We start from the raw sequence: 11487 nt of genomic DNA on the forward strand, positions 1-11487 counted from the left end.
GGGCAATGCCAAAAGTAACACCCCGCTCCTTGTATTCCATTGACTCAACAATAGGATTCACGGATTTGGGTATTGGATAGCTGATGTGCTCAAATTCAAAGGACGCGTAGCGTTTTTCTTATATGCGGGTTTAGGCAATCTTTTTTTGAAACTTCAAGATGCTGATTGACAAAGCTGCCAGAATATATACAATCAGGGCAAATACCTGCGACCACAGGAAATTGATGCCAATCCCTTTAAGAATAATGCCGCGTAGTATTTCCAGATAGAAAGTCAGTGGCAGCAAATGCCCCAACTGATAGAAAAGCTGCGGCATAGCTTCCCTGGGAAACATGAAACCAGATAACAACACACTAGGTAGAAATACAAAAAAAGACATTTGCATAGCCTGCATCTGGGTCCTGGTTACTGTTGAAATGAGTACTCCCAAAGACAAAGAAGCAATAATAAATAGTGTGGTCAAACTGTAAAGCAAGACAATACTGCCCTTCATCGGCACAACAAACACCAATGCGCCTACTACCAACGCTAATGTGGCCTGAACATAACCAACAAAAATATAGGGAATGATTTTGCCCAGAATCAATTCATGGGATTTCATCGGCGTTACAATCAATTGTTCAAGTGTACCCCGCTCCCGTTCACGAACAATAGCCATTGAGGTAATCATGACCATAGTCATGGTCAATATAATCCCCAATATACCTGGCACCATGTAAAATGCAGAAATAAAGTCAGGATTATACCAGGGACGAATGCGAATATCAATTGGCGATGTTACCTGCTTTCCCTGCGAGACTTGCATCTGTTTTAGCAGTATTTCCTGGGAACGTAGCTGTCCGATTAATTGCGCCGATGAAATAGCCGAAGAGGCTGCCATTGAATCAGAGGCATCAACAATAACCTGCACGGCTGCACTGCGCCCATGCTTAATATTGTCCGTATAATCTGGTGGAATAATAATGCCTACCTTGGCCTTACCACTCTCCACAGCCTCATTTACTTCCTGAAAATTTTTTGCCACATACTTCATGTCAAAATATTCACTGGCTTGAAAGGCAGACAGCAAATCCCGCCCCTCTTGCTGCAGCGATTGATCAAAGACAATCGTAGTTAAATGCTTAACATCAGTATTAATTGCAAAACCAAACAGCAACAATTGTATAATAGGCATGACTACCATCATTGCAAAAGTCAACCGGTCACGTCGCATTTGGATGAATTCTTTAACCAGCAAGGCTCTCAGACGAATCATACGCTCAGCTCCTTACGTTTCGCTTTTACATAGAAAACAAATACATCCTCAAGCGACGGAGTAATTACCCGATAGTCATAATTCTGATAATCGGTTAGCCGCGCTTCCTGGATAAGAACATGTACACTGGTTCCATAAGGATACACATCCAGAACCTCTCGCTTCTCGGCCACCAGCTCACTAAACAGCCCCATAGGGTCCTGAGTCGAAATTTCAAGCAACATTCCTGGCAAATTGTGCTTATGATTGGCAGGTGTATCATTCGCGATTAAGCTACCTTCATAGATAAACCCAATAGAATCGCAGTGTTCAACTTCATCCATGAAATGAGTAGTAACCATAACTGTCGTCCCCTCGTTTGCCAACTCGTAAATAATATCCCAAAACATGCGACGAGACTTAGGGTCAACACCACCTGTTGGTTCATCCAAAAATAGAATCGACGGCTCATGCAAAATAGAACAGCCTAGTGCCAGCCGCTGCTTCCAGCCACCGGCAAGGTTTGCCGTCATTTCCTGCCGACGGTCTTTCAGTCTGGCCATGTCCAGCATATACTCTATCCGTTCCTGCCGCTGAGGCCCTTGCAAACTATACAAACCGGCATAAAACTCAAGGTTTTCAATCACTGTCAGGTCATCATACAAACTAAACTTTTGTGACATATAGCCGATTTTCGCTTTAATTGCTTCGGCTTGTGCTGCCAAATCCAGCCCCAGGATCTGACCACGCCCACTTGTGGGGGCCAGAATTCCGCATAACATGCGGATGGTTGTCGATTTTCCCGAACCATTAGGTCCTAAAAACCCATAAATACTGCCTTGCGGAATTTTAAGGTTAACCTGATTGACAGCCACAAAATCGCCGAAAACCCGGGTAAGGTTTTCTGTTTCTACAGCATACATTACGATTCCCCTTCCCCTGCCAGATGAACAAATATATCCTCTAACGTCGGTAGAATCTCACGGAGAGCATATCCTGTCACTCCGGCTGCCTTTAGCGCGGCTTCAACTAGCAGATTTACTTCTGCAGCAGGTGCTGTTACCAAATGGTAATGATCGCCAAATGCATTAATGTCCAGAATCGGACACCCTGCCAGGATTTTTTTTATCTGTTTTCCCTCTGCTTTAAGCTCCAGCAAACGGAAAGGATATGCCGCCTTCAAACGTGCGGGCGTATCGCAGGCCACAAGCTGGCCCTGATTCATAAATGCCACCTGTGTACACAGCTCAGCTTCATCCATATAAGGGGTAGAAACAAAGATTGTCATGCCTTCTTTATTCAGCCGGTACAACATTTGCCAAAACTCCCGCCGGGAAACAGGGTCTACACCTGTAGCAGGCTCATCCAGAAAAAAGATTTTCGGCCGGTGCATAAGCCCGGCAGCCAACGCCAGCTTTTGCTTCATACCCCCTGACAGATTGTCAGCTAAACGATCCTTGAAGGGCAGCAAGTTAGTAAAAGCCAAAATTTCCGTTCCTAACTCATTTACCCGCTGCTGATCCGCTCCATATAACGCTCCAATAACACGAATATTTTCCATGACAGTGAGATCACCGTATAGACTGAATTTTTGCGGCACATAGCCGATTTGCGCTTTTACATTCTCAGCATTTTCACTGCCCAGCAGACTTATACTGCCTGAAGTTACTGCCATAATGCCGGTAATCATACGAATTGTCGTCGTCTTGCCTGCACCATCAGGCCCCACCAAACCAAAGATTGTTCCGGCCGCAACCTTCAAAGTAAGATTATCTACAGCCGTCAAAACGCCAAACCGTCTGGTAACATTGGTAAGGGTAATCATTTAAGCACCACATCTGCCGGCATACCTGGCTTTAAAATCCCTTCGGCATTGTCAAGCTGTACCTTAACCGCAAACACCAGATTGGCCCGTTCGCTTTGCGTAATACTCTGACGGGGAGTAAACTCGGCGTTTTGGTTAATTTCTTTGATTTCTCCGCGGAATACTCTGTCCGGAAAAGAATCTACCTTTACCTTGGCTTCCTGCCCAACAGCAATCAGTCCTAATTGGGTTGAAGACACATATATCTTTACCCAACAATCGTTCATATCCCCCACTGTCAAAATGGCAGCTCCGGGATTAACATACTCACCATTTTCAAAATTTTTAGAAAGAATGAGTCCGCTGATCGGACTGATAACCACCGTATCTTCTAACAATACCTTGCTGGCTGCCAACACCGCCTTACTGCGTTCCAGTTCCAGGTGCTGCGCTTCAATAGCTTCTGGCCGGTTGCCTTCATTTCCCAGACTTAGCCGCTGATTGGCTGCAATCATACTACCATAGGCCACTTCCATGTTGGAACGGGCGGTATCCAGCTGCTGCAGCGAAATTGCGCCAGATTGATACAGACTTTGATAACGTTCGTAATCCTGTCTGTATTTTTCATATGTCGACCGGGCCGAATCCAGCAGGGCACTCAGTTCCTGACGCTCCTGACTGCGCGGCCCGGCTTCCAAATCCCGCAGTTGCGCAGCCGCCTTGGCAAATGCGGCTTCATCCCTGACAACCTGGGCTTCCAAATCTGCTCTGGTTATCTTAGCAACCTTTTGCCGGGCCTCAACCGCATCGCCAGCCTTTAGCTCCAGTCCTGTCAAATAACCGTTCACCTTTGGCATAACATCGGCCCGCGTTACTTCGATTGTGCCTGTAGCCGTAATACCGGTTTCCGCTGGTCTTAGATACTTATAAACTGCTCCCCCTGCGACAAGCAGGGCAAGCAGAACACCGACCAGTATTTTTTTATTTATCACCACACTCTTTCACCCCACTCAAAAAAATTTCTACTGCTTGCACGACAAAATTTTCACCCTGCACAGTACCATCTGGCACAAAGCGCCGCGAAATAGGACGGGAAATAAAATAAAAGTTTAACATACCTACCAATGCCAAGGCTGCTGCGTTAACATCCATATCCTTACGAAATTCACCGCAATCAATTCCCTCGCGTATTGTATTTGTCAAAAAACCGTAGACTCGGTGAATATACTTTTGGATAAGCGGTTCGAAGAAGCGGGAGGGACTAATAATCTCGCCCATAAGAAATTTAGTAAAAAAGGGCATTTTACCATGCACCATGGCTACACCCTGCGCATACTTGATGATTTTTTCGGTTGGTGAAGCCTTTGTCCCGGAAACAGAGTCCAACAATATCCCTATAGGCGAAAACTGCTTTTCAAGAATTGCCGAATACAAACTCTCTTTGCCGCCAAAATGATAGGAGATCAATGCACTATTTGCGCCTGCCTCCTGTGACAGCTCCCGTATCGATACCCCCGCCAACCCTTTTGCGGAAAACAATTTTTCCCCTGCCTCAATCAATTTATCTCTTGTTTCTTTTTCCACAAATTCACTCCTTCCGTACAATTAATTAATCGATTGATTAAATTGTACTTGTCAGCATTATCCTTGTCAAGAAAAACCTCACCCTTCTTTTCTAAAAATTAAAAGAGCTACTGCGCCCTTGAGGATATGTTTAACCGCAGAGGACACAGAGAGCGCAGAGGGGAGATGTATGTCAACCATTCCCTCTGCGTACTCTGCGTCTCTGCGGTTCAAAAAACGTAACTTTCTTTATGTATCAAATAGGAAGAGCACCTTCTGTACCCTTCCCTTATGACTTATACCGCTAAATCAACTTGCTGTATGGTACCTACTGTACCATTTTCCCGTAGAAATACACCTGTACTTCTCAGCTGTCCAAGTTGCTGCTGGTTAGTACTGTCTTTCATCGCAAATTCTGTGGAAACATTCCCTAGATATATGGCTCCCACACCCTTTTGACCTAACGCCAATAGCTGGTCATTTCCCTGCTCGTCTTTTGTCCAGATGCGCAGTTTTTCATAAATAGCGTCATTCTCATCAATCCAGTTGTTACCATCACTATCATAGGCCGCCAAATCAGCAAACCCATTGCCACTTTCCGGACCAAACAGTTCTTGGCCATTATTAATTTTTCCGTCACCGTTTGTGTCAAGGGCAAGAAAACCGCTGCCTGGGCCAGTAAAAGATATCTGGTCAGCTACTCCATCAGAATCGAGGTCAAAGCTGTATTTCGTCGTAGTAAGTTTGGCTGCCGGAGCATCAAAATTGATTACCAGCGGATCTTTTAAAGCATCTCCTGCTTTAATATTGATGCTTTGTTCAGACATAAACTGCCTGGTCATATTTAACTGCGCCGAAAAGTTAATTTCTTGTCCATCAGCCGTCCTCACAACTCCCGCCGCACCAAAGGCCACACTTTCTTTCTCCGAATGAGCCCGGTAGAAACTATACCGCAATCCCCAGCCAAGATTAGCTTGTCCTTGCATGCTTATCTGTTGTCCCTGAAAAAGCGAAGTCTGGTTTTCAGCAGGTTTAAGGTTAAGTTCCTTTGTCGGGATAACAAACTTAATCTTCTTTCCAGTTATCATTTGAATAAAATCCTGAATAAGCTGCAGCTTCTGTTTATCCTTGTCACTGATTTCAAATGGCTCAGCCTCTGCCGTCTGTACTCCTGACATTTGCTTTGCCTGATCAGAAATGTCAACTAGATCCTGCGGCATAGCTAACAAAGCTATCTGTGCCGGTCGCGTTTGCGGATCTGCTTCCCCCCCTGACCATACCTGCAGCGATTCCTGCTGCACATCCTGCTCGACCAGACTATGCTGGCTGGTCATGGCAATAGTGGAACTAGCAATCTTCAATGTTATCTCCTCCTTGAAATAATAGGCTAGGTAGTCCTTTACCCAGTTTTGTTGCAACAATAATTATGTTAAATAGTGGATGTTATTCTTTTTAATACTATCGGAGAAAATAGGAATTTGCTTAAGCCTGTTATCTATTTATCGAACACAGAGGTGCAATTGGGGCAACGCGTAGCCTTGCTATTGATACACTACAGCTGCCAAAAAATTTCTCCCAAGCTTGACGAATAAAGAAAAAAGTAGGACTATAGTAGTAATACTTTTGCATTTGGAGATGAAGTCTATGAATAAAATTACCATACCAGCCAAGTTTATCCCAACCATCCTGATAACAGTCGTCCTCATAGCAGGGTTATTGGGAGTCCGCTACTTCGGTCCTTTTTCATTTGGACATGTTGTGCCGCAACAAGGACCAGCTACTGTAACAACGGCACCTGTCAGTATTATAAATAAAGAAATAGCAATCATACTGCCCGGCACTGTCCAAAGCCGACAGGCAGTCATTATCAGTGCCGAAATTTCCGGCCTCCTCAGTGAGGTACATGTTACAGAAGGACAGCAGGTACAAGCCGGACAACTGCTTGCTCACATTGAAGGCTCCGCAGCATCTGCCGGCATAGAAACAGCAGTTACTCCTATTCCAGCCAGCCAAAATGAGGGATCACGGCAGCAGGCCCAGGCCAATTATGACAATATTGCCAAAGAATATGACCGTTATCAGAAATTGTATCAAGTAGGCGGCATTGCACGCCGACAATTTGAAGATGTATCCGCCCGCTTACAAGCTGCGCGCGAAGCCTTATCCAGCGCCCAAGAAGATACAGCGTCTTCTTCTAATAGCTCCAGCTCTACACGACTGCCGGGCTCGGCTAACCTTACTGCTCCAATTAGCGGCAAGGTCACCGGACTTGCTGCCGCTAACGGGAAAACAGTCCAGACAGGCCAGCAGCTAATGGTACTAGACACTGGCGGCGATGTTCGCGTCGTAGTTCACCTTGAACAAAAGGATTTATATCTTGTCTCCTCAGGCACCCTGGCTGAAATTGTGGTCAATGATTCAGCATCGCAATCACTCACCGGTCAAGTCGAAGCCATTTATCCGGTAGTTGGGACTGACACGCCATCATTTCTTGCCCATATCAGGGTCGATAATACCAATGGCCTGCTCAAAGCAGAACTCCCTGTACAAGTTCATCTGAAAACCGGCAATTCAGTACCTGTTCGTGCTGTGCCGCTAGCAGCAGTTTTTCAAGACCAGGGACTCAACTATTTGTACCTGGCTATTGACGGCAAAGCCGTCCGGCAACAGGTAGATATAGGCGCCACTATCAATGACTTCGTAGAAATCACATCAGGTTTACCAGAACAAGCCCTCATCATAACCAGTGGTATAAACAATTTAAAAGATGGCGATGTTATAGCACTCCCTTAAAAAAACAAAAAAAATCGCCTCACCCAAAGGCAAGACGTAAGAGGTCACGTCATAGGGATGCGTTTCCTAATGACCTTTATAGCATACATGCAAATTGTTAGAAAAGAATTATAAAAGCGCCAAAGTACAAAAAAACTTTCTATTTTATGGCACAAGAAACCGCCAGACCTTACACAGGCCGGCGGTTTCTTGTTAACTACGTCCGCAGCCTTAAAAGCGGAAGTCGCGTTTTCCATCGTTCAATTCTGTCAAATGCTCAATGGCGATCTTACGAACTTTTTCATTGGTAATACGGGGAATTTCGTTGGCAATTACGGCCTCACCCTTTGCTTTGGTATCTGCCGAAGCATAGTCCTCTAAGTATTCCTTAAGAGTCATAAGGGCATTTGGCTGACAACAGTTGGCAATTTGTCCTGTCTTTACCAGACTCATAAACCTGTCACCTGTACGTCCTTCACGATAGCAAGCCGTACAGAAACTGGGAATATAGCCCAAAGTCAGCAGCCAATTTACAACTTCATCCAAAGTACGGCTGTCATTTACATCAAACTGAGCCGAATTATCGTCTTCTGCTTCTTTTTCATAATATCCACCAACACTAGTACTGGATGCGCCGCTGACTTGGGATATGCCTAATTCCAGCACTCGCTCACGGGTTTTTTGGGATTCACGGGTAGAAACAATCATACCGGTGTACGGAACAGCAATTCGGAGCACAGTTACTATTTTGGCGAATATGTCATCAGAAATAGCATTGCTAAAGTTTTCGGGGTCAATATCATCTGCCGGGCGAATTCGCGGAACACTGATGGTATGCGGGCCAACTCCCATAGCCGCCTCTAAATGTTCGGCATGCATAAGCAGACCAACAAAATCATAACGATACATATTTAATCCAAACAAAACACCGACGCCAACATCATCAATCCCGCCTTCCATGGCCCGATCCATGGCTTCGGTATGGTAGGCATAGTCTTTCTTTGGTCCGCTTGGGTGCAGCTGTTCATAGGCTTTTTTATTATAGGTTTCCTGGAAAAGAATATAAGTCCCAATACCGGCGTCCTTGAGTTTACGGTAGTTTTCCACAGTTGTTGCGGCAATATTGACATTAACACGGCGAATAGCACCATTTTTATGTTTGATACTGTAAATAGTTTTGATGCTTTCCAAAACATATTCAATCGGATTATTAACAGGGTCTTCGCCTGTTTCCAACGCCAGTCGCTTATGCCCCATGTCCTGTAAAGCAGTTACCTCACGGGCAATATCTTCCTGTGAAAGCTTTTTGCGGGAAATATTTTTATTTTTAAAGTGATAGGGGCAGTATACACAGCCATTTATACAGTAGTTAGAAAGATATAGCGGCGCAAACATTACAATACGATTTCCATAAAGCTTTTGCTTGATTTCTTTTGCCAGTGACATCATTTTTTCATTCTCATCTTCTAAGTCACACTCCAGCAGTACGGCCGCTTCACGGTGAGTCAGACCTTTGCAATCCCTGGCACGTTCTATAAGGCTGTCAATAAGTTCACGATTACTTTTGTTTTGCTGAGCAAAAGCCAGCGTGTCCAACACTTCCTGGTCATCAATAAATTCAGCAGCAATTTTTGATTTACAATTATACATTAGTAACACTCCTTTTATTATTGTTTATCTGCGATTGGAGATAGCTTAGAGTACACAGTTTTACTATTGACATGGGGAATCATTCCTAACTTGCCGGAGAGAGCGCTGATAATATCATTGGGAGCATCCATAACAATACTAATTACTGAAACATTACGTTTGGGATAAGGGATGCCCATTCTCCCTACAATGTACTCGCCATATTCGTGAAGAATATCGTTTATCTTTTTGGCGGAATCCTTGTTTTCAACCACAATTCCAATAAGCGCAATCCTTGTTTCCATAAGGTTTTTTAGCTCCTTAAAATATAAAATAAAAAATCCTTGTGACCCAAAAGGCCGCAAGGATAGACGTCAATAATTACGGGAAGCAATATACAAGGCTATGCTTCTCCCTAAATTACACCTATTCTCTCGCCTTCTCATTTGGGACGAACCCTCATGCAATCAGCACGATACTTTGTTTATAAAATTACCTATGGTTTGCCGTAAGAAAAAATGAAACTCATTCAATCTTAAACAGCTTACCTAAATATTGACTAAATCGTAACATATTTTCAGATAAAAAACAATACTCATTTTTCTATTGCTTTTCACAATTGTTAAACCACAAAGGACACAAAGAGCGCAAAGGGATACGAAGGGTAGATTGTTTAATTACATCACTTCTTCTACATCTTTAGCAGGTTTTATCGTAAACCATACTTTTACGGCATCAACAATAACAAAGACGATGAGAATCATCATTACTACACTGGCACCAGCCAATAACCATTGTGCTTTTGGTACATAAAATTCAAATATGTTGTAGAACCCAGCGGTCATTGCTGTTACGAGCATAAAGCAAAGGGGGATAAGGGTAACCCACAGGTATTTTGCTTTCCCCATTCGCAGCAGCATGGTAGTGCCAATAGTTAACGCCATACTGGCAAGCAATTGGTTAGAAAGGCCGAATAATGGCCAAATCGACGCAATGGAACCGCCAAATAGCAGGTAACCCCAGGCGAAAGAAATTAAAGCACTAGTAAAGATGATACCCGGAATCCAATGTGCGTCAGCAAGTGGCTTGTACACCATGCCGCCAACTTCTTGCAATAAATAACGGCCAACCCGGGTACCAGCATCAATAATCGTTAAGATGAACAAAGCTTCAAACATGATCGCGAAATGATACAGGAAGGACATAAAGCTTTCCAAACCAGGGATTTGGGCGAAAATATGCGCCATACCCACTGCAAGCGATACTGCGCCACCTGGCCGGCCAGCAATATCTTCACCAACCAGTTGTGCCAAGATTGGAAGTTCCTGAACATTCATCCCCAGTTTTGCAAATACTGCCGGAGCACTATTAATGGCAAAGTAATCGGCAGGAATCAAGCTGGTTGCTGCAATCAGCGCCATAATACTTATAAATGCTTCAGCAAGCATTGCCCCAAAACCGATTGGTAAAATTTCGCTTTCGTTAGTAATCATTTTTGGTGTTGTGCCGGTGGCAATAATAGAGTGAAATCCGGAAATTGCCCCACAGGCAACAGTAATACAAACAAAAGGCCAGACCGGACCAGGAACCACCGGACCGCCGCCACTGACAAATTGAGTGATTGCCGGCATATGGATTTGCGGATTAACAATGATAATCCCGATAGCCAAAGCACCGATGGTGCCGATTTTCATATAGGTGCTCAAATAATCACGTGGCGCTAATAAAAGCCAAACAGGAAGTGCAGCAGCGATAAAACCATATACAGGAAGAATAATATCCAATTGTGTACGACTCAGTGTGAACAAAGGTGCCCAGGAAGAACCTTGAACCCAAGCTCCGCCAAATACAGCGGCAACAACCATAACCACACCAACAAAAGATGCTTCACCAATATGACCAGGACGCAGATAGCGCATGTAGACGCCGATAAAGAGTGCAATTGGAATAGTTGCCCCAACTGTAAAGGCACCCCATGGACTGTTAAACAAGGCATTGGCAACGGCAATGCCCATACCTGCCATGGTGATAACCAAAATAAAAATAACGGCAATTGCAGCAGCTAAACCAGCAGAATTGCCGATCTCAGCTTTGGCAATTTCTGCGATAGAACGACCGTCATGTCGAACAGATGCAAAGAGGATAATCATATCATGGACTGCACCGCCCATGCAGGCACCAATAAGTATCCAGATAGTGCTCGGCAAATAACCGAACTGTGCTGCAAGTACCGGCCCAACAAGTGGACCAGCGCCGGCAATAGCGGCAAAATGATGTCCGAAAGTTACCCATTTATTTGTGGGTACATAGTCATGACCGTCTTCATGGACAACAGCCGGAGTCGGGCGATTAGTATCAAGCGCCAAGACTTTCGCTGCAATGAAGGCGCCATAATAACGATAGCAAAGAGTTAGCACCAAAACCGCAATAATAACAAGAGAAAGACCATTCATAAAGCTTGCCTCCTTAATTACTTTATAGTTAC

At 44.4% G+C, this 11487-nt stretch carries 10 protein-coding genes; 1 reads left to right on the top strand and 9 read right to left on the bottom strand.

The features are described 5' to 3' along the window. Nucleotides 1–130: 130 nt before the first annotated feature. From AC1ECB_RS12385 to AC1ECB_RS12410, 6 genes are all read right to left on the bottom strand, one after another. Nucleotides 131–1255 (bottom strand): ABC transporter permease, encoded by a 1125-nt coding sequence (locus AC1ECB_RS12385; RefSeq protein ID WP_485668972.1) that lies wholly within the window; start codon nucleotides 1253–1255, stop codon nucleotides 131–133. Then, nucleotides 1252–2157 (bottom strand): ABC transporter ATP-binding protein, encoded by a 906-nt coding sequence (locus tag AC1ECB_RS12390; protein ID WP_485668973.1) that lies wholly within the window; start codon nucleotides 2155–2157, stop codon nucleotides 1252–1254. The genes AC1ECB_RS12385 and AC1ECB_RS12390 overlap by 4 nt, the downstream gene beginning before the upstream one ends. Next, a complete protein-coding gene (locus AC1ECB_RS12395) occupies nucleotides 2157–3059 on the bottom strand; it encodes an ABC transporter ATP-binding protein (protein ID WP_485668974.1) in 903 nt (300 codons plus the stop codon). The genes AC1ECB_RS12390 and AC1ECB_RS12395 overlap by 1 nt, the downstream gene beginning before the upstream one ends. Then, complete coding sequence (locus AC1ECB_RS12400) at nucleotides 3056–4033, bottom strand: HlyD family secretion protein (RefSeq protein ID WP_485668975.1); 978 nt, start codon at nucleotides 4031–4033, stop codon at nucleotides 3056–3058. The genes AC1ECB_RS12395 and AC1ECB_RS12400 overlap by 4 nt, the downstream gene beginning before the upstream one ends. Further along, nucleotides 4020–4622 carry a TetR/AcrR family transcriptional regulator gene (locus tag AC1ECB_RS12405; protein ID WP_485668976.1) on the bottom strand — a complete coding sequence of 201 codons (603 nt, stop codon included), beginning with the start codon at nucleotides 4620–4622 and terminating at the stop codon, nucleotides 4020–4022. Before AC1ECB_RS12405 ends, AC1ECB_RS12400 begins: the two co-directional genes overlap by 14 nt. 275 nt (nucleotides 4623–4897) lie before the next feature. After that, nucleotides 4898–5962, bottom strand: coding sequence for a hypothetical protein (locus AC1ECB_RS12410; RefSeq protein ID WP_485668977.1), 1065 nt, complete (start codon nucleotides 5960–5962; stop codon nucleotides 4898–4900). 283 nt (nucleotides 5963–6245) lie between these two features. Here AC1ECB_RS12410 and AC1ECB_RS12415 point away from each other — a divergent pair, with 283 nt between their 5' ends. Continuing rightward, nucleotides 6246–7394 (top strand): efflux RND transporter periplasmic adaptor subunit, encoded by a 1149-nt coding sequence (locus AC1ECB_RS12415; RefSeq protein WP_485668978.1) that lies wholly within the window; start codon nucleotides 6246–6248, stop codon nucleotides 7392–7394. Nucleotides 7395–7604: 210 nt separating this feature from the next. Here the strand turns inward: AC1ECB_RS12415 and hydG are convergent, their stop codons facing one another. The 3 genes from hydG to AC1ECB_RS12430 form a co-directional block, all read right to left on the bottom strand. After that, entirely contained in the window at nucleotides 7605–9023 is a 1419-nt protein-coding gene (hydG, locus tag AC1ECB_RS12420) for a [FeFe] hydrogenase H-cluster radical SAM maturase HydG (RefSeq protein WP_485668979.1), read from the bottom strand. Nucleotides 9024–9040: 17 nt separating this feature from the next. Then, nucleotides 9041–9307, bottom strand: coding sequence for a TM1266 family iron-only hydrogenase system putative regulator (locus tag AC1ECB_RS12425; RefSeq protein ID WP_021170718.1), 267 nt, complete (start codon nucleotides 9305–9307; stop codon nucleotides 9041–9043). Between the two features lie 372 nt (nucleotides 9308–9679). Beyond that, a complete protein-coding gene (locus AC1ECB_RS12430; RefSeq protein WP_485668980.1) occupies nucleotides 9680–11455 on the bottom strand; it encodes a carbon starvation CstA family protein in 1776 nt (591 codons plus the stop codon). Nucleotides 11456–11487: the final 32 nt, after the last annotated feature.

It is taken from the genome of Sporomusa sp. 246TCP1 (assembly GCF_057319775.1).